Origin of the sequence: Vibrio sp. 10N.247.311.47, assembly GCF_041467535.1 — a bacterium.
Classification (GTDB): Bacteria; Pseudomonadota; Gammaproteobacteria; order Enterobacterales; family Vibrionaceae; genus Vibrio; species Vibrio crassostreae_C.
In genome coordinates this window covers 26,168-46,528 of record NZ_JBFSUR010000016.1, presented here as the reverse complement: position 1 = coordinate 46,528, position 20,361 = coordinate 26,168, and the positions used below count along the sequence as shown (strand labels likewise).

14 protein-coding genes and 1 pseudogene are annotated in these 20,361 nt (G+C 45.6%); 6 read left to right on the top strand and 9 right to left on the bottom strand.

Features of this window, described 5'->3' with window-relative positions; all coding sequences use genetic code 11:
• Positions 1 to 45: 45 nt before the first annotated feature.
• The 7 genes from AB6E51_RS12325 to AB6E51_RS12295 all read right to left on the bottom strand — a co-directional run bounded on the left by AB6E51_RS12325 (position 46) and on the right by AB6E51_RS12295 (position 12,615).
• Positions 46 to 1,950: a propionyl-CoA synthetase gene (locus AB6E51_RS12325; RefSeq protein WP_372057967.1), complete on the bottom strand. Its 1,905-nt coding sequence runs from the start codon at positions 1,948 to 1,950 to the stop codon at positions 46 to 48.
• A gap of 118 nt (positions 1,951 to 2,068) precedes the next feature.
• The gene (gene prpF / locus AB6E51_RS12320) at positions 2,069 to 3,241 is read right to left on the bottom strand and encodes a 2-methylaconitate cis-trans isomerase PrpF (protein WP_372057966.1); all 1,173 of its coding nucleotides are present in this window, start codon (positions 3,239 to 3,241) and stop codon (positions 2,069 to 2,071) included.
• A gap of 9 nt (positions 3,242 to 3,250) precedes the next feature.
• Entirely contained in the window at positions 3,251 to 5,869 is a 2,619-nt protein-coding gene (gene acnD, locus AB6E51_RS12315; protein WP_372057965.1) for a Fe/S-dependent 2-methylisocitrate dehydratase AcnD, read from the bottom strand.
• Between the two features lie 101 nt (positions 5,870 to 5,970).
• Positions 5,971 to 7,185 carry a 2-methylcitrate synthase gene (gene prpC, locus AB6E51_RS12310; protein ID WP_372057964.1) on the bottom strand — a complete coding sequence of 405 codons (1,215 nt, stop codon included), beginning with the start codon at positions 7,183 to 7,185 and terminating at the stop codon, positions 5,971 to 5,973.
• A gap of 146 nt (positions 7,186 to 7,331) precedes the next feature.
• The gene (gene prpB, locus AB6E51_RS12305; protein ID WP_017062292.1) at positions 7,332 to 8,228 is read right to left on the bottom strand and encodes a methylisocitrate lyase; all 897 of its coding nucleotides are present in this window, start codon (positions 8,226 to 8,228) and stop codon (positions 7,332 to 7,334) included.
• A gap of 100 nt (positions 8,229 to 8,328) precedes the next feature.
• Positions 8,329 to 9,048 carry a GntR family transcriptional regulator gene (locus tag AB6E51_RS12300; RefSeq protein WP_017065771.1) on the bottom strand — a complete coding sequence of 240 codons (720 nt, stop codon included), beginning with the start codon at positions 9,046 to 9,048 and terminating at the stop codon, positions 8,329 to 8,331.
• Positions 9,049 to 9,441: 393 nt separating this feature from the next.
• Positions 9,442 to 12,615: an HD domain-containing phosphohydrolase gene (locus AB6E51_RS12295; protein ID WP_136978044.1), complete on the bottom strand. Its 3,174-nt coding sequence runs from the start codon at positions 12,613 to 12,615 to the stop codon at positions 9,442 to 9,444.
• Between the two features lie 497 nt (positions 12,616 to 13,112).
• Here AB6E51_RS12295 and AB6E51_RS12290 point away from each other — a divergent pair, with 497 nt between their 5' ends.
• The 5 genes from AB6E51_RS12290 to AB6E51_RS12270 all read left to right on the top strand — a co-directional run bounded on the left by AB6E51_RS12290 (position 13,113) and on the right by AB6E51_RS12270 (position 17,756).
• The gene (locus tag AB6E51_RS12290) at positions 13,113 to 14,084 is read left to right on the top strand and encodes a tripartite tricarboxylate transporter substrate binding protein (protein ID WP_229648231.1); all 972 of its coding nucleotides are present in this window, start codon (positions 13,113 to 13,115) and stop codon (positions 14,082 to 14,084) included.
• A gap of 242 nt (positions 14,085 to 14,326) precedes the next feature.
• Entirely contained in the window at positions 14,327 to 14,827 is a 501-nt protein-coding gene (locus tag AB6E51_RS12285) for a tripartite tricarboxylate transporter TctB family protein (RefSeq protein ID WP_371724585.1), read from the top strand.
• Positions 14,828 to 14,837: 10 nt separating this feature from the next.
• The gene (locus tag AB6E51_RS12280; RefSeq protein ID WP_012603793.1) at positions 14,838 to 16,358 is read left to right on the top strand and encodes a tripartite tricarboxylate transporter permease; all 1,521 of its coding nucleotides are present in this window, start codon (positions 14,838 to 14,840) and stop codon (positions 16,356 to 16,358) included.
• Positions 16,359 to 16,550: 192 nt separating this feature from the next.
• Positions 16,551 to 17,309, top strand: a complete 759-nt coding sequence (locus AB6E51_RS12275) for a sulfite exporter TauE/SafE family protein (RefSeq protein ID WP_372057963.1) — start codon at positions 16,551 to 16,553, stop codon at positions 17,307 to 17,309.
• Between the two features lie 255 nt (positions 17,310 to 17,564).
• Positions 17,565 to 17,756, top strand: a complete 192-nt coding sequence (locus AB6E51_RS12270) for a hypothetical protein (RefSeq protein ID WP_017066914.1) — start codon at positions 17,565 to 17,567, stop codon at positions 17,754 to 17,756.
• A 133-nt stretch (positions 17,757 to 17,889) separates the two neighbouring features.
• Here the strand turns inward: AB6E51_RS12270 and AB6E51_RS12265 are convergent, their stop codons facing one another.
• Entirely contained in the window at positions 17,890 to 18,303 is a 414-nt protein-coding gene (locus AB6E51_RS12265; protein ID WP_010438513.1) for a VF530 family DNA-binding protein, read from the bottom strand.
• 239 nt (positions 18,304 to 18,542) lie between these two features.
• On the opposite strand from AB6E51_RS12265, the pseudogene AB6E51_RS12260 reads away from it, so the two are divergent.
• Positions 18,543 to 18,749, top strand: a pseudogene (locus AB6E51_RS12260) (metal-dependent phosphohydrolase); the annotation flags it as partial.
• Between the two features lie 138 nt (positions 18,750 to 18,887).
• Here AB6E51_RS12260 and gnd read toward each other — a convergent pair.
• On the bottom strand, positions 18,888 to 20,336 hold the full coding sequence (gene gnd, locus AB6E51_RS12255; RefSeq protein ID WP_017059712.1) for a decarboxylating NADP(+)-dependent phosphogluconate dehydrogenase: 1,449 nt from the start codon (positions 20,334 to 20,336) through the stop codon (positions 18,888 to 18,890).
• Between the last annotated feature and the right edge of the window lie 25 nt (positions 20,337 to 20,361).

Here is a 20,361-nt window from a genome sequence, read left to right as displayed (position 1 = left end):
GCATTAATCAACAAGCCGAAGGTGAGATTACCTAAACTGCGACGTCTATTTACCGAGCTTTTCAGCAATTTCAGTTAAGCTGGTAGGGTCGTCAATCGTCGAAGGCACCACATATTGTTCACCTTCTGCGATCTGTCGTATGGTTCTGCGCAAAATCTTACCGGAGCGCGTCTTAGGTAATCTCTCAACAACCAAGGCTTGCTTAAAACACGCGACCGCGCCAATCTCATTGCGAACCTTGCCAACCAACTCCGCTTGTAACTCAATGCCATCAACTTTTACGCCATCTTTTAACACAACTAGACCTAATGGAAGTTGTCCTTTTAAGTCATCGTGAATACCGACTACCGCGCATTCAGCAATGGCAGGGTGGCCACCCACGATCTCTTCCATTTCTCCAGTCGACAGACGGTGTCCCGCTACGTTTATCACATCGTCGATACGGCCCATAATAAATAGATACCCATCTTCATCGAGATAGCCACCGTCCCCAGAAACATAATAGCCTGGGAATTGGCTCAGATAGCCAGATTCAAATCGATCATGATTACGCCAAACCGTTGGCAGACAACCGGGTGGTAGTGGACGTTTGAGTGCAACAAAGCCTTGCTGATTAGGCTGTGCCGTTTCACCCAATTCATTAAGAATCTCGACTTGGTAACCGGGCACAGGCTTAGTTGAAGAACCTGCTTTCACTGGCAAAGATTCCAGCCCTGTCGGATTGGCAGAAATAGCCCAACCCGTTTCGGTTTGCCACCAGTGGTCAATAACCGGTTTATTGGTATGAGACTCAACCCAATCCAATGTTGGCGGGTCCAAACGCTCTCCCGCCATAAAAATCGACTTGAGCGATGATAAGTCATACTTGGTGAGTAACTCGCCTTCAGGATCTTCTTTCTTGATAGCTCTAAATGCCGTTGGCGCAGAAAATAACACATCGACGTTGTACTCTTCACACACACGCCAGAATGCACCGGGATCTGGCGTTCGTACTGGCTTACCTTCAAACAAAATGGTCGTACAACCATGAATCAATGGCGCATACACAATATAGGAATGCCCAACGACCCAACCGACATCAGAAGCAGCCCAAAACACACCGTCTTGCGGCATATCGTAGATAGTGCTCATCGAGTATTTCAACGCAACCGCATGACCACCATTATCACGTACAACCCCTTTTGGTTTGCCTGTCGTTCCAGAGGTATACAGTATATATAGTGGGTCTGTTGCAAGAACAGGTACACACACATGTGGCAAGGCATCCTCAACGGCTTGTTGCCAGAGTACATCGCGTTCGTTGTTCAATTCGGCTAGTGACTGCTCTCTTTGGAATACCACCACTTTTTCAGGCTTCCAGCGGCTGTCCATGATTGCGCGATCGACCATCGGTTTATATGGCAGCACCTTGTTAATCTCAACACCACAAGATGCAGTAATCAACACCTTCGGCTCGGCATCCTCAATTCGAACGGCAAGCTCATGAGGAGCGAATCCGCCAAACACAACCGAGTGAACCGCTCCCAGTCGAGCACAAGCCAACATTGCCATTGCCGCTTCAGGAATCATTGGCATGTAGATCACCACACGATCACCTTTGGTAACGCCTTGCGTGGCTAACATCCCAGCGACTTTAGCCACTTGGTTACGCAATTGATTGTAAGTGTACGAGGATTGAGATCCGGTAACTGGAGAGTCGTAAATCAGTGCGGTATTGTCACCTCGCCCATTTTCACAATGATAATCCAGCGCGAGCCAGCAGGTGTTCATCACCCCATCAGGAAACCAACGCTCAATTCCGTTATCGTCAGTTTGTAATATCGTTTTTGGTGGTTCAAACCAATCTATCGCTTGTGATTGTGTTTCCCAAAACGAATTTGGGTCTTCCCTCGCCCATTGATACTCGGTGATGTAATCTGTTTTTCTAGTCATTCGATTCGTAGCAGACATAGTGCCTCCTCCATGATTTATCCATTAGTCCAAGCGACTAGCTTTTAACAGTTTCACTTGGGTGCACTCTTTTCTCAGCGTTGTATTCGTGAACATTTAACCGTTCACGACAATCGCTTTACTTGGGAAAAGACACACGAATGGCACCTTCCATGATCACTCGGGCACTACGACTCATAACCGCCCTCTCTATTTTCCACCCACTTTCGGCCTGCAGCGCTTTCGCACCTACCTTTAAGGTTCCTGACGGGTGTCCAAAGGTCACGAAATCACGACTTCCCTCACCGGCTGCCAAGTTCACTAAGGTGCCAGGAACACTTGCCGCTGAAGCAATAGCAACCGCAGCCGTACCCATCATGGCATGGTGCAGTTGCCCCATAGACAAAGCACGCACCAGAAGGTCAGTATCTTCGACAGCAACCGATTTACCACTGGAAGCTTGGTACGCTTGAGGCTTAGCAACAAACGCGACTTTAGGTGTATGTTGACGTGATTCAGCTTGTTCTAAAGAATCAATAAGACCCATTGCTACTGCACCATGTGCTCGTATGGATTCAAACAGAGCCAAGGCTTTGGTATCACTATTGATATCTGATTGAAGTTCAGTGCCTTGGTAGCCAACCGATTCAGCATCAACAAAAATGGTGGGTATCCCAGCATTAATGTATGTCGCTTTGATGCAACCCAGATCGGGAACATCTAAAAAATCGACAACATTCCCTGTTGGGAACATAGAGCCACTCGCATCGGCGGGGTCTAGGAAATCAACTTGGATCTCAGCGGCGGGGAAAGTCACACCGTCGAGTTCAAAATCACCTAACTCTTGAACTTCGCCACCAGCGATAGGTACATGAACAATAATGGTTTTCTCTATGTTCACTTGCCATACTCGCACCTCGACCACACCGTTTTCTGGAATACGATTCGAGTCGACTAGGCCACTATGAATAGCAAATGGGCCCACTGCAGCAGACAGATTGCCGCAGTTACCACTCCAGTCCACAAACGGCTTATCAATGGCAACTTGGCCGAATAGGTAGTCAACATCGTGATCGGCTTTACTACTTTTCGAAACAATCACGGTTTTACTGGTACTGGATGTTGCACCACCCATACCATCGGTTTGTTTGCCATAAGGATCTGGACTACCAATCACGCGCAGAAGTAATGCGTCTCGAGCTTCTCCGGCAACTTGCGCAGCTTCAGGTAAGTCACTTAAGTTGAAAAAAACGCCTTTGCTTGTTCCGCCCCGCATGTAGGTAGCAGGTACTTTTATCTGTTTGATGTTCATAACTAGCTCCTACTGTGAAAGAAAGTCTTTAGCGAAACGTTGCAATACGCCACCAGCGCTGTACACATTCACTTCGTCTGCCGTGTCTAGTCGGCAGGTCACAGGAACATCCAGCTTGTCACCGTTTTTACGAGTGATGACTAGAGCCAAATCAGACCCTGCTTCAATGTCGCCGTACACGTCGTAAAGCTCGGTGCCGTCCAGTTCTAAGGTATTGCGATTGGTTCCCGCTTTAAACTGCAAAGGCAACACACCCATTCCAACTAAGTTGGTTCTGTGGATTCGTTCAAAGCCTTCGGCAACAATCACTTCAACACCCGCCAAGCGCACCCCTTTGGCTGCCCAGTCACGTGATGAACCTTGTCCATAATCGGCACCCGCCACGACAATCAAAGGCTGTTTACGGTTCATGTAGGTTTCTATCGCTTCCCACATTCGCGTAACTTGACCTTCTGGTTCAACTCTTGCTAGTGAACCTTGCACAACTTCTCCAGTGTCCTTAACCATTTCGTTATACAGCTTAGGGTTGGCGAATGTTGCTCGTTGCGCGGTTAAGTGATCGCCTCGATGGGTCGCGTAAGAGTTAAAGTCCTCTTCCGGCACTTCCATTTTGGTGAGATATTCCCCCGCAGCGCTCGAAGCGAGAATCGCATTTGAAGGGGATAAGTGATCTGTAGTGATATTGTCACCCAGAATCGCTAAAGGTCTCATACCAGATAGGCTTCGTTCTCCCGCAAGAGCACCTTCCCAATAAGGTGGTCTTCGGATATAAGTACTTTGAGGTCGCCAGTCATAAAGCGGTTCAGTCGTCACCTGCTCCTCGTCTGGCTGGAACATTTTTACGTAGATCTGTTGGAATTGCTGAGGCTTAACGTGCTCACCGACAACAGCATCGATCTCGGCATCACTCGGCCATAAATCACTTAAGTAGATTGGCTTACCATTGTTGTCGGTGCCTAAGCTGTCTTTCTCGATATCAAAGCGAATCGTGCCAGCCAACGCGTAAGCAACCACCAATGGCGGTGAGGCTAAATACGCTTGTTTGGCATAGGGATGGATTCGACCATCAAAGTTTCGATTCCCTGACAACACAGCGGTTGAATACAGGTCGCGGTCGATGATCTCTTGTTGGATAGCAGGATCTAGGGCTCCGCTCATACCATTACAGGTAGTACACGCATAGCCGACGATACCGAAGCCTAGCTTTTCCAGCTCAGGTAGCAAACCTGCCGACTCAAGATAGAGCTTGGCAACTTTAGAGCCCGGCGCAAATGATGTTTTCACCCACGGCTTGCGAACTAATCCAAGCTGATTGGCTTTCTTAGCAACCAATGCCGCGGCGACCACGTTTCTTGGGTTACTGGTGTTAGTACAAGAAGTAATTGCCGCAATGATTACGGCACCATCGGGCATCTGATCATCGCTGTACTGCTTAGCATGCTGCTCTTTCCAAGATGCTTGACTGATACCTTGTTCAGCCAGCTCTCTGGTTGGCAAACGGCGATGAGGATTTGAAGGCCCCGCAAGGTTACGCTCAACTTTAGACAAATCAAACTCAAGCACACGTTCGTATTGAGCGGAATCTAAGTCATCAGCCCAAAGTCCGGTTTGCTTGGCATAGCGTTCGACTAGTTCAACCTGCTCAGGCTCACGGCCAGTGAGTTTTAGGTATTGAATGGTCTGTTCATCGATATAGAACATACCCGCAGTCGCGCCGTATTCTGGCGTCATGTTAGATATAGTCGCACGGTCACCAATGGTCAGTGCACGCGCGCCTTCACCGAAGAATTCCAAATAGCTTGAAACCACTCTCTCATTGCGAAGGAACTCCGTTATTGCGAGCACAATATCCGTTGCGGTTATCCCTTCTTGTCGTTGACCAGTCAGTTTAACGCCCACAATATCAGGCAAACGCATCATTGACGGGCGACCGAGCATCACTGTCTCAGCTTCCAAGCCGCCCACACCGATCGCAATAACGCCCAGCGCATCTACGTGCGGTGTATGGCTGTCTGTGCCGACACAAGTATCCGGAAACGCGATGCCTTCTTTAGATTGAATGACTGGAGACATTTTTTCCAAGTTAATCTGGTGCATGATCCCGTTACCTGCGGGAATCACACTCACGTTTTTAAACGCGGTTTTACACCATTCGATAAAGTGAAAACGGTCTTCGTTTCTTCGCTCTTCAATCGCTCGGTTTTTATCAAAGGCTTCGCTATCAAAACCTGCATGTTCCACGGCTAAAGAGTGATCAACAATCAGTTGAGTTTCTACCACTGGATTAACCTTGGCAGGGTCTCCACCTTGGTCAGCAATCGCATCTCGTAAGCCAGCTAAATCTACTAAAGCGGTTTGACCCAAAATGTCATGACACACGACACGTGCTGGATACCAAGGAAAATCTAAGTCGCTCTTACGCTCGATGATCTGTTTTAAGCTATCTTCAAGTGCAGCTGGATCACAACGTCTTACCAATTGTTCCGCCAGCACTCTCGACGTATAAGGCAAGGTTTTATAGCTGCTCGGAGATATCGCATCTACCGCTTCACGAGCGTCGAAATATTCTAAATGGGTACCGGGTAAAGGCTTACGGTACTGCTTTGGTTCAAATTTCACATCAGACATACATCCACCATTATCTGTTAAATTCTATTCGTTGGTTCTCGAGGTCTTATCACATGAAGATAAAAGTCACCTCGAGATATAAGTCGGCTCGATATAGAGAACTAACGTAAATGGATTGGCAGCCAGTCTTGATGCTCTGGCCCGGTGTAGTCTGCACTTGGGCGAATGATGCGATTATTTTCTCTTTGCTCGAACACGTGTGCTGTCCAGCCTGTAAGGCGACTCATCACAAAGATTGGCGTGAACAGTTTGGTTGGGATGTCCATGAAGTGATAGGCAGAGGCATGGAAGAAATCCGCATTACAGAACAAGCCTTTCTCACGCTTCATGACTGCTTCAACACGCTCTGAAACGGCGTAAAGCTGTTCATCTCCCACCTCTTGAGCAAGCTCTTTTGACCAACGCTTGATTAAGGCATTTCGAGGATCGCTTTCACGATAAATAGCATGACCGAAGCCCATTATTTTGTCTTTGTTAGCAAGCATCTGCATGATGTTGGTTTCGGCTTCATCGGCGGTTTGCCAATCTTGGATCATTTCCATTGCCGCTTCATTCGCACCACCGTGCAGTGGGCCTCTTAGTGTGCCAATCGCAGCCGTTACACAAGAATGAATATCCGACAGTGTTGACGCACAAACACGAGCGGCAAAGGTAGAGGCATTAAACTCATGTTCCGCGTAAAGGGTTAGCGAGCAGTGCATCACCTTCTTATGAAGTTCACTAGGCGTTTTGTCAGTCAACATCTTCAAGAAATAGCCACCCAAACATGCTTCGCTTTGATCTTCCGTATCAATGCGCACGCCATCATGGCTAAAGCGATACCAGTAACAAATAATCGCAGGGAAAAGCGCGAGCATTCGTTCAGTCGCAGACAGTTGCTCAGAAAAATCTGACTCTTGCTCTAGATTACCTAGCATTGAACAACCCGTTCTCATCACATCCATTGGATGAGCGTCTACAGGGATAAGCTCTAGTGCTGCTTTCAAAGGTTGAGGCAAGCCGCGCAAACCAATCAACAACGTTTTGTAATCGTCTAACTCTTTTTCACTGGGCAAATGACCTCTTAGTAACAGATGCGCCACTTCTTCGAACTGAGCATGATTAGCAAGGTCGGTTATGTCATAGCCACGGTAGGTCAAACCCGTTCCTGACTGGCCTACCGTACATAGCGCCGTGGTTCCCGCACTCTGCCCACGTAGACCAGCACCACCGATTGCAGGTGCGCTAGCTGGTTTGATTTCGGGTTTTTCGCTTTGTTGTTGGTTTTCTGTTGAAGCCTTTTCGACAGCTGCTTTATCACTCAAAGATACAGACATGGTGAACTCCTTTTCTGTGTTAGTCGCCTGCACTCTTTGGTGCTGCCTGTTTATGTATCCGATGATCTTTATCATCGGTACTGGATATGGCGACTAACCATTTCACGTTATTGGATTAAGTTGATTTTTGATTAATTGAAACCGGTTTACCCTTCGCTTGAAAACAACTGATCAAGCTTGTTCTCGTAGTCGTGGTAATTTAGGTGTTCGTAAAGCTCTTTACGGGTTTGCATTGAATCCAACAAAGCTTCTTGATTACCTTCAACTAACAAGTGTTTGTAAACATTCTCCGCCGCTTTGTTCATCGCACGGAACGCACTCAATGGATAAAGCACCATGTCGACACTTGATTGGGCTAACTCGTTACAGCTGTAGAGTGGTGTTTGGCCAAATTCAGTGATGTTCGCAAGAATAGGCACGTGCTTGCCCGTTGCTGATTTCAGCGCTGCCGAGAACTTCACGTATTGATCGAGTTGATTCATCGCCTCAGGGAAGATCATGTCTGCGCCCGCTTCAACACAAGCTATCGCTCGCTCAATTGCGCTATCAATGCCTTCAACCGCCAATGCATCCGTACGTGCCATAATCACAAAGCTTTCATCGGTTCTAGCATCGGTTGCCGCTTTGACTCTATCGACCATCTCTTGCTGACTTACAATCGCTTTATTTGGTCGATGACCACAGCGTTTCTGGGCCACTTGGTCTTCCATATGGATTGCTGCTGCGCCTGCCTTCTCCATAGCGCGAATCGTACGTGCAATATTGAATGCGCCACCAAATCCCGTATCGATATCCACCAGCAATGGCAGATCACACGCGTTGGTAATACGTTCAACATCTACCAACACATCGTTCAATGTGGTGATGCCTAAATCAGGCAACCCATAAGACGCATTGGCGATGCCTCCGCCAGACAAATAGATCGCCTGATGCCCCAAGTTCTTTGCCATCATCGCGCAATACGGATTCACCGTACCGACGATCTGCAATGGGTCGTTGTCTTGCACAGCTTGTCGGAACTTAGCTCCTGCTGATAACTTCATAATGACGCTCCCTGTTAATTGTTTATTTCTAGCTAACCTTTAAGACTTACGGCTTTTGGTTATCGCCAGCACTGATCCGCTGACAGATTCCAATGGTCGCTTAATCAAGATCTTTGGATTGAATTTGTTGTTCTATCAGCAATCGACTGCCCGAGATGTGTCGTCGCATTAGCATTTCTGCTAGCTCTTCATCGCGATTACGAATCGCTTGTAGGATGTATTTGTGTTCATCGAGCGCCTCTTTTGGTCGAGACTGAGCCCTAGGCGATTGATAGCGGTACATGCGTAATAGGTGATAAAGCTCATCACACAGCAGCGAAATCAGTTTGCTGTTACGACTCGCTTTAATAATGCGGTAATGGAAATCGAAATCCCCATGTTGATGAAAGTAAGAAGAACCTTCGACTTCATCGATGTATTTTGAGTGTGTCGACAATAATCCTTCAAGCCCGACAAGCTCTTCTTGTGTGATATGTCTTGCTGCTAAGCGAGCCGCCATGCCTTCCAATGCCTCTCGCACCGCGTACAACTCGAGTAGTTTGTCTGCCGAAAAAGTAATAACTCGAGCCCCTACATGAGGAATGCGTTCAATCAAGCCAAGCCCTTCAACACGCATTATCGCTTCACGTAATGGGCCTCGGCTTACCTCAAAGCGTTTAGCCAGTTCAGGCTCCGAGATCTTACTGCCCGGTGCTAATTCACCGTTAACAATCGCCTCAACGAGGTACTCAGTGAGGTTTTCTGATTTAGTGTTCTCTTTATCGTTCACACGTGTCTTCGTGTTTGCATTTAAGCTGAGATCTTTTATCGCAGTATTCATATTCACGCTGCTCACTTCTGATTGCTGAACCTTAATTGTCAACAATTTCATAACATGAACATAAAATACACGATTGAATTGTCGACAATCAAGCCAATTGTCGACAATTTAGACTAAGGTAGTATTTTTCATAGACGATTAAAACTAATCCAAAAGGACACTACAAACAACTCAACCATCTGTTATTTATCGATTTAATCAGAGTAAGAGTCACTAACCCCCTATCTACCCTAAAATCATTTGAAATCGATATGTCGACAACTTATAGCCGAAACTTGTCAAAAGCAGCCCCCTTCGTATCTATCCACCAGCTCACCGATAAACAGATATAAAAAAGGCGCACTCATGTGCGCCTTTCATTCATCGAACCCGTTCTAACAAGCCAACCTTTAATCAAGCTATCTGACGAGTAACTTCTAGGTATTTGTTGATATCAACGAAATCAATTTGTTCCGGTTTGAGATACTCTTCTGCATAACGCAGGTGAGTACCGCTGGTTAAGAACAATCTAAACAGTTCGATATCGAGATGCTCGTCCAACGCCATTTTGTACATGATGTCGACAGCAACACTGATTGGCTTCGCCTTCTTATAAGGCCTATCCGCAGCAGTTAACGCCTCAAAAATATCGGAGATCACCAGAATACGTTCTGGGATTGAAAGGTCATCACCAGTCAGCTTCCTTGGATATCCCGTACCTTTGAGTGTTTCATGATGCGTCGAAGCATAGCGAGGAACACGGCTTAGTTCTTTCGGGAATGGCAGGTTCTCAAGCATCTTAATCGTGCCAAGCATATGCTCATTTATCTTGAATCGGTCTTCAGCAGTTAACGTGCCACGTGCAATGCTCAGATTGTAGACTTCGCCTAAGTTGTATAGGTGCTCCGGCACATCCATTTTGATTTGATATTTCGGGTCGAACTCTAACGGCCTATCTCTTTTCACTATATGTTCAGGCTTATCACTTAACAGCAGCTCTGTCGCTGGCAAGCTTGAACTCGATTCTCGATTCAAGGCTTCTATCGGTGATAGACCAAGTTGGTCATCAAAATTACGCATCCAAGTCGTCTCAGCGATCGAACGAATACGAGCAACTTTGTCGTCACTCATGAACTCACCACCAACGTTCGACGTAGCGATAAAGGCAAAGTCATCTTGTAGCTGCTGCTTCGTTGCCGTAAGTTCATCGGCTATCAGTTGCGTTGATAGCGTACCATCAAGTTGTTTTCTCAAAGCGGTGATTTCCGCATCACGCCAAAGTACTTCAAATCGAGTTCTCACCTCGTGGATTCGGTTGTAGTTCGCTTCTAACTTCGTACCTTTATCGACGATGTGTTCCGGTGTCGTGATCTTGCCACAATCATGAAGCCAAGCCGCAATTCTAAACTCACGGCGTTCGTCATCATTTTTAAACTCAAAGTCTTTGAAGTGCTCAGACTGCGATTGTTCCGCCGCGTCAGCCAGCATCAAGCCGAGTTCTGGTACACGATTACAATGCCCTGCCGTATAAGCGGACTTATCATCGATCGCTTGAGCGATGAGCTTGATAAACGACTCAACAAACGCCTCTTGCATCTGTTCATGTCGTTTAATCTCCATAGCCATATCTTTTACAGCAACAGATAATTCCCACACTTCTTTGATTCGAGTATCAAGAATTGTCACGTTGTCATAATCACGCAGCTTAACCTTATGAGTCTCTTCCTCTAATTGGCGAATTGGATGCACTATCGGCGCACCAAAAACCCAAGCAATAGGCAACGTCAAACTCATCAGTAACACCGTTACACCAACAGAGGTTGCTAGACGTTTATTGACTGTACTGAAGACTTCAGATTCGGGAATCAATACCGCAAAATACTCAGAGTAGTGTTCGCCCGTGTCTATTTTCTTTAAATAGAGATGCTTGATCTCGCCATTCAACTCTACCCTTACCATACTGCCTTCAACCGTTGCTTCCTTAGTCAAATCATAAAGTTCAGTATAAGGAACCGTCGTATTCGTATTAAAGCCGGTATCATGCAGCCACTTTTTCGCTAAGGCATCAAGTTGTTCACCACTTAACTTACTGATAGCTTGATCAATGATTGGGAGCAATTGTTTATGCTTGCTCTGCAGCACCAAATGGAATTGGTTTGAGTAGTTCTGTTTTAGATCTTCTAGAGTCCCATTGACAACAAGGCCTGGCTGGAAAAACCTATCTAATGCAAACGAGAGTACGGGTTCTGCTTCTAAGAAAGCAAAGTTCTCTTCGCTTTCAATTGAATTAAATGCAGACTCTAGGTTTTCAAATTCAACTAAATCAATGTTCGGAAAATCCTCTCTCAACTTAGGAATAATTGACCACCCAGATAAAATGGCAACTTTTTTACCCTCAAGCTCGGCATAATTAGTGACAACCTTCGCGCCGACCCTTGTCACGATAGAAAATGGCAATTCATAAATTGGAGTCGTGTATAGGCCATCTATGCCATTATTTTTATAATGTTGAACCGATTGCAGGCCATCAATACTTCCTTCTTGAAACTTACTGACAAGCTCGCCCCAAGAGAAACCATTAACAAATTCAAACCTGATCCCTGTCATCTCACCAATCATTTTAAGAAGGTCTATCGCATAGCCGTTTGGTTTTCCCGCCACTGAAAAGTCCATCGGCCCCCAATCATTTTGATTAGACACTAACAGCGGAGGGGTATCGTTAATCAAGGCTTGCTGCTCAGACGATAGCATCAATGTTGATACATCAAACTCCGATTCCTGATTGTTAACCTTGAGGTTAGACGCAATAATATTACCCGATTTCGAATATAAGAAAGACTCAACCTTACTGTCTTCTGCTAAGCCAAGCGCCGTACCTGATAGTTTGCTAGCTAAAGAAGACAACACAATATCAATACCAATCACATGTTGAACTTCAGATTCGATTTTCGAATCAAACGCTAAAGAATAAGTTTGCCCGGTAATTTGTAAATGCTGGAAAAGATATGGCTGAGTTTTTTCGACCGACTGAACATTGGCAGAAACATACCAAGGCCTGGTTGTTGGAAGGTAGTTGCTCTGCTCCGTAGTTGAGTTTCTTAGCGTAAACTCTTGGTCAAAATATTTCGTCGTACGGACGCGCTCCTCCCCTATATTATGAATCTCAACCACAACCCAACGGTCTTTTTGTTGTGCACCGATTTTTTCTCTAACGACAGGGGCAGATTCTAGATTAATAATTTGGAAGAAGTTTTCATTAGATGAGCCAATGTAAATACTATAAAAGAGAGGGTTATCTTTAATTGCTTCTGAAAGAATACTACGCGACTCTTCTTTCGATATTTTGTTACTTATAGAACGTTTCACTGAAGAAAGTAAACGCGCCGTATTGGCTGCGTCAGAATCAACCGCGCCGATATAGTTACTCAGCTCTTGGGACACCATCGTCAACTTTGATAGGGTATTCTCAGTCGCCATTTTTTTACTGAAGTAATATTGCAGTGAAACCGCAACAACAGCGGTAAGAAATGTCGCGAGTAAAAACATTCCTCCAACAGTAAATCGTAACGAAATTTTTTTTAATGCCATTATTTCATCCTTGAATAATCGCCAACTCCAAAGTTAACAGCCTAGCGCAATCAATACCGCTTAAGTTGCATATCAACTATAGTAACTCTATTCCACATCTAAAATCTAACACCTCTATACACCTGACTCTTTTGCAGAAATAGTTATCGTAGTCACATCTAACAATATAGACCAACAACCAATGCACTCGAGTAGAAAACGCTAGTTAAATCCAACCTTTGTCAATGAATTCAATCATTCTGAGACAATAACTACGATTTTAGAATCCAGATATCATTCAACAGTAAATGGACAAAAACACGTTACCGTGAACTTTATGAACAATATTAATCCAATGTTCTTTATTCTCAATATCGCCGCATTACAGACATTTCATTAACACACCGTTAACTTTAGCTTCATCTGCTAAGCAATATCCTACTCATCTGTTTAGTAGCTGGAAATAAAACATAAGTTTCTCTCCATTGAAGAGATCCCCTACATAAGGAACGTGAACCATGTTCAAGGCACTGAAACCTACTCTTGCGGCTTCTATCATCACAGCAACCTTTTCTTTCAACACTTTTGCTGCTGACGTAGAAAAAATCCACTTCCTAATCCCTGGCGGCGCTGGTGGTGGTTGGGATATGACAGCTCGTGGTACGGGTGATGTATTGGTGAAATCAGACATCGTAGAAAATGTCTCTTTCCAAAACCTGTCTGGTGGCGGTGGCGGTAAAGCGATTGCTCACCTAATCGAAACAGCACAACGCCAAGAAGACACGCTAATGGTGAACTCAACGCCTATCGTTGTTCGTTCACTAACAGGTATCTTCCCTCAATCTTTCCGTGACCTAACTCCGGTAGCAGCAACCATTGCCGATTACGGCGCAATCGTCGCTCCTGCGGATTCTAAGTACGACACTTGGGAAGACGTCGTTAAAGAGTTCGAAACCAACCCACGTAAAGTGAAGATTGCTGGCGGTTCAGCTCGTGGCAGCATGGACCACCTTGTAGTAGCGGCAGCGTTCAAAGGCGAAGGTTTTGATGCGAAGAAAGTACGTTACATTGCCTACGATGCTGGCGGTAAAGCGATGGCGGCACTGCTTTCTGGCGAAACACAGCTGCTTTCAACGGGCCTTGGTGAAGTACTAGAGATGTCTAAGTCTGGCCAAGTAAAAGTGCTTGCTGTGACGGCTCCAAAGCGTCTTGACGCTGCGCCTAACATCCCAACACTGACTGAATACGGCAACGAGACAGTATTTGCTAACTGGCGTGGTTTCTTTGCGGCACCGGGTACAAGCCAAGCAAAAATCGACGAGTGGAACGAAGCTCTTGGCAAAATGTACAAAACCGATGAGTGGCAAGTGGTTCGTGACCGTAACGGTTGGATCGACAACTACAAAGCTGACAAAGATTTTTACGCCTTCCTAGAAGACCAAGAAAAACAGATGGGCGATCTAATGCGTGAGCTTGGTTTCTTGAAGTAACCAACAACCAGAGAGGGTCTTTGTGCCCTCTTACTCTTTCCTGTTTCGCCGTACATGAGTTAACTAAAACTCCTTTGTTTATTCGTAGTGTATTGCTAAAGCTTGCTGATTCGTTGTAGAGGCAAGTGGCTTAACCAAGTCATGTAATTCGCTCACCTTTGGTTAGTGATCCCAGACATTCTTCATTAACTCGCTCATGTGCGGCTTTTTTACTTTTTATACCACCCCAAATGGAGTTGGATATGTCGGACTTACCAACCAAATTTCTGAGTAAAGAATCTTTGCTTTCGAAGGATCGCATCGGAGCCATGATCTTTATGCTGGCGAGCTTGTGCTACGGCTATCAAACCACGCTGATTCCTCTGTTCCCCGGTGACGAGTACGAACCCTTCACAGCAAGAACCTTACCTACCCTGTTGACGTTTATCGGCATTGGCCTTTCGTTGATCCTGCTAATAACAGGACAACCGGATAAGAAAGTCACATGTGACACAACACCGCTAAACTGGAAACTGCTGATTGGCTTCTTGGTGTTAATGGCACTGTACGGTGTTGGGCTGACTTATCTTGGCTTTGTTTTAGCAACCAGCTTCTTCTTACTTGCAGGCTTTTACCTGTTGGGTGAGCGCCGCAAAACTGTTTTATTTGGCGCGTCGTTTCCTTTCGTTATCGCGTTCTTTCTTTTATTAACTCAAGGCTTAGATATCTACCTAGAGCCTGGTTTAATCTTCACTCTTTGGTAGGGATAACATTATGTTAGACGGAATTTTACAAGGACTTTCTACCGCTGTGATGCCAATGAACATCATGATGGTAATTGTGGGCTGTTTCGTGGGTACCTTCATCGGTATGCTACCGGGGTTAGGTCCAATTTCAGCAATCGCGTTGATGATCCCTATTACATACGGCCTAGATCCTTCTTCTGGCCTAATCTTGATGGCTGGTGTGTACTACGGCGCTGTATTTGGTGGCTCGACGTCATCCATCTTAATCAATGCTCCGGGTTGTTCTTCAACGGTAGTAACCGCATTCGATGGCTACCCAATGGCGCAAAAAGGCCAAGCAGGTAAAGCTCTGGCACTGGCTGCCTACTCCTCTTTCACTGGTGGTACGCTTTCAGCAATCATGTTATTGATCGCGGCTCCGGCGCTAGCAAGCGTGTCACTGAGCTTCCAGTCTTCAGACTACTTTGCACTGATGCTATTGGGTCTATCTGCTGTAGCAGCGTTTGCAGGCCCTGGTCAGGTTATCAAAGCGTGGATGATGACGATTTTGGGCTTGATGCTATCAACTGTCGGTATCGACAAAGGTGTTGGCGTTGAACGGTTCACTTTTGGCCTTACGGATCTGATGGATGGCTTTAGCTTCCTATTATTAGCGATGGCAACATTCGCACTGGGTGAAACCTTGATGGGTATTCTAAAACCAGAGCAAGACACCAGCGCGGAAGAAAGCCAAAAGATGTCGGATATTGGTAGCATGAAGGTCACCAAAGAAGAGTTCAAAGAAGTGGCACCAGTTTCAATTCGATCTTCTATTCTCGGTTTCTTTACCGGTGTTCTACCGGGCGCAGGTGCCACTATTGCGGCATTCCTAAGCTACGGTATGGAGCGTAGCCTCGCGCCAAAAGACAAGCAGAAAGAGTTCGGTAAAGGCAGTATCCGTGGTCTTGTTGCTCCTGAATCAGCAAACAACGCCGCTTCAAGTGGTTCATTCGTTCCGCTACTAACGCTGGGTATTCCGGGCTCTGGTACAACTGCGATTATGCTTGGTGCATTGATTGCCTACGGTATTCAGCCTGGTCCTCGCTTGTTCGTTGAACACCCAGACGTATTTTGGTCGGTGATTATCTCGATGTACTTTGGCAACATCGTGCTGGTTATCTTAAACCTACCGTTGATCCCATATATCTCTAAACTGCTAGCGGTACCTAGAACGGTTCTACTGCCAATGATTATCTTCTTCTCAATCACTGGCGTGTACTTGGTGTCATTCAACACGATGGACGTATTTGTGATGCTACTGGTAGCGATGGCTGCGATAGCATTAAGACTAGCCAACTTCCCATTGGCACCATTACTGTTAGGCTTCATATTGGGCGGCTTGATGGAAGAGAACTTAAGACGAGCATTGATGATCAGCGATGGTGAGTTGAACTTCTTATGGGAACGCCCTATTACGATGACCTTCACTATTCTGGCGGTATTGGTGCTGTCTAGCCCGATTCTAGTGAAACTATTTAAGAGTTTTAGAGCGAAGCCAGTAGAAGTGTAAAGCTTTATCGAATCAACTAAACCTCAACGAAAGGAGCCATTGGCTCCTTTTTTCATTTAAAGCCTCAATTAAAACCAGCGGTTAAAGATGGTAGCAAACTCACAAACCTATCTTTACAACACACATGGCGCTGATATTCATAACAAATTCAAGTAAGGTAACCAGTTAGTTAACGTATTGGATTCTAAAACTATGGATTGGTTGATTCTATTCTTATCAGGGGTGGTTGGCGGTGTGCTTAACTCCATTGCGGGTGGCGGCAGCTTCATCACTTTCCCTGCTTTGTTATTTGCTGGCGTTCCACCAATAGCAGCCAACGCGACCAACACCTTTGCTTCATGCGCTGGTTACATCAGTGGTGCTTACGCACTGCGCCACGAAATTCAATCTGGTACCAAACAACTCAAGCTCGTTGTTGGGCTATGCGTAATTGGCGGCGGCATTGGTGCATTTTTACTACTACACACGCCAGAAGCGCTATTTACCCAATCCGTACCTTGGTTATTACTGTTCGCCGCTCTGCTTTTTACCTTTGGTGGCACTCTCAACAAATGGCTAAAGAAAGTAACCGCTAAACATAAGCACGCCACCAGCGCAGGGGCGTTCTTTTCCGCTGTATTGCTTTTGATCGTGTGTGTTTATGGTGGTTATTTTAATGCAGGCTTAGGCATTGTGACATTGAGCTACTTGGCGCTGGCTGGTTACACCAACATCAACGTGATGAATGGCATCAAACTGCTCGTGTCCGCGTGTGCTTCCCTCGCAGCGATCGTATTTTTTATCGTCAATGGTTCGATTGATTGGCCGTCTGGCATGGCTGTATTATTGGGTACATTGGTTGGTGGTTATTATTCAGCAAAAATCTCTCGCCGCATCCCTCAACACTATGTTCGTAATACAGTGATCATCGCGAGTTTCTTAATCACCGCTTACTTTTTCTATAATAACTAGGTTTTATGCTAAGTCGGTTTGACACTAATTAAACCCGAAACTGAATCTAATTCTAACTGGAGAACACAGCGGGAAAGCTGACTCTCGCATTACCTATCTCGCTATTTTATTACTTATAAAATAACCGTGTCGATATGTGTGAGACGAGTCCTTTAATTAGTAAATTTGATAACAATTTAGACTGTTTTTTAGCCTTTATTTTTCCAAGGGTGGGATACTTCTCCTGTCGAAAGTGAGACTTCATTAGGAGGCGTTATGAACATTAAACTCGGTCATGTCATGTCATCAAGTCGACTCATTTGCTTTGTCGCTTTTCTTGCTGCCACATTCGCGTGGATCCTAAAAATGCCCGCTCTGTTTTCTGTGTCAGCGCTATTCTTACTTATCAGTGCAATCGTTTATGTCACCGATCTTTGGAAGAATCAAAGAAAGAACCGCGAAGCTTAGCCATTTACGGTTTAAATCGAACGAATTAAAAAAGGAGCTCATAGGCTCCTTTTGTGTTTTTCGCTTATCTAATTAGCCGTGCTAATCGCCGACGCCTTATTTAGCGACGGTTCTTTCTAGCGATGTCTTCTTGTTAACGACGGAAATTACGACCGTTACCGCCACGGCGCTCTTTAAATGCAGACGCAGCTTTAGCTTGAGAGGCATGGATAGACTCAACCGTTAGTTCCATCGGCTCACGAGGCTCTAGCCCATGGCGGAATGTACGTGAACGCGGAGGCATCTGGTATTCGATGTCCGATGCTTTAGGCATGCGCTTGAAACGGTAAAGGTAGAAGTTTTCAACCTTCTCACGAGCCCATTCGGTTTTCTTCAGGTATTTAACTGCGCTTGCCACTGTAGGCTTAGTGTTAAAGCAGTTCATACGCATTGCCGCATCTAAAATTTCCCAACCATAATGATCCACTAATTCAGTGATCATGGTTTCAAGCTTTAAGCCGTGTAGCGGGTTATTTTGTTGCAGTTCGATTCTTTCTTCTTCAGTCATAACATTACCTTTTTCAAGGCAACTAAAGGCCTTGAATTTACTCTAGAACACCGTCATCACTGACCGCTTCTAGCTCAATCATTTGGGCATTATTTCCATTGCCCTTGTTTATGTCTTTATGATGGCATAAAGCATGTGCGTTATCCTATTTATCTTTTCATTTAATTTTAAAATGGTTATTTAACGTCCAGATCATCATTAACAGCACTTTAGTTAAGCAATAGCGCATACGCTATTAACTGGCAGACGTATTCGATGCGTTAATGAGTAAAAGAGCCTATAAACACGCTTGGTCACTGAATGAGGTGATGGCCTATATAGAAGCAAACACTGGTTCAATGTTTGACCCAGAGTGGGTTGAAGCGCCTAAACAAAACCTAGACAGCTTTATGGCCATTCGTGATCAATACAACGACGATGTACAACCACATATCATGACCGCCTAAGCGATAATTAGTTGTGTGTTTGAAGTGACCATCTAAAAATACGCAAACCAACAAAAAAGGATGCCAGTTGGCATCCTTTTGTTTTCTAGTTTACAGCTAATAAGAACAACAAAGTTCTTAGCTGATTCTAACTAACGATTATACGTCGTAAGTTGTAGAAGCAGTGTCGCCACCTGTACCAGTCCAGTTTGTGTGGAAGAATTCACCACGTGGACGGTCAGTACGCTCGTAAGTGTGAGCACCGAAGTAGTCACGTTGAGCTTGAAGCAGGTTCGCTGGTAGGCGTGCAGTTGTGTAACCGTCTAGGAAAGATAGCGCAGAAATCGTACATGGCATTGGGATACCAGACTCTAGAGATTTCGCTGCTACTTTACGCCATGCCACTAGGCTGCCTTGTAGGATGTTTTTGAAGTACTCGTCAGAACCTAGGAACGCGATGTCTGGGTTTGCTTCATACGCATCACGTATGTTGCCTAGGAATGCAGAACGGATGATACAACCACCACGCCACATTAGCGCTACGTTACCGTAGTTTAGGTCCCAGCCGTTTTCGTTCGACGCTTCACGCATTAGCATGAAACCTTGAGCGTAAGAGATGATCTTAGAAGCCAGTAGAGCTTGACGTAGTGCATCAACCCACTCTTGCTTGTCGCCTTCAACTGGAGTGATTGTCTTCTCAAACAAAGCTTCAGCTTCAACACGTTGGTCTTTAAGAGCAGACAGGCAACGAGAGAATACAGACTCAGAGATTAGAGTCAGTGGGATACCTAGGTCTAGTGCGTTGATACCCGTCCACTTACCCGTACCTTTTTGGCCTGCAGTGTCTAGGATCTTCTCAACTAGCGCTTCACCGTCTTCATCTTTGTAGCCAAGGATGTCAGCAGTGATTTCAACTAGGTAGCTGTCTAGCTCAGTCTTGTTCCAGTCAGCGAATACTGCTTGCATCTCGTCAGCAGACATACCTAGGCCATCTTTCATGAACTGGTATGCTTCAGTGATAAGCTGCATGTCACCGTATTCGATGCCGTTGTGTACCATCTTAACGAAGTGACCAGCACCGTCGTTACCAACCCAGTCACAACAAGGCTCACCAGCGTCAGTTTTTGCAGAGATACCTTGGAAGATTGGCTTAACCGCTTCCCAAGCTTCAGCCGCGCCGCCTGGCATGATTGAGGGACCGAAACGAGCACCTTCTTCACCACCAGATACACCAGTACCGATGAAGTGGATGCCTTTCTCACGACAATGCGCTACTCGACGGTTAGTGTCTGGGTAGTTAGTGTTACCACCATCAATGATGATGTCGCCTTCGTCTAGAAGTGGGATTAGATTTTCGATGAACGTGTCTACAACGTCACCAGCACGAACCATAAGCATCACTTTACGTGGCGCTTCTAGCTTCTCAACTAGCTCTTCTAGAGAGTAAGCACCAACAATGTTAGTACCTTTAGCTGGGCCTTCTAGGAACTCGTCTACTTTAGCAGCAGTACGGTTATGAGCCACAACTTTGAAGCCGTGGTCGTTCATGTTTAGGATAAGGTTCTGACCCATTACTGCTAGGCCAATTACACCGATATCACCTTTCATTATTTTATCTCCTTGCGGCTATTCG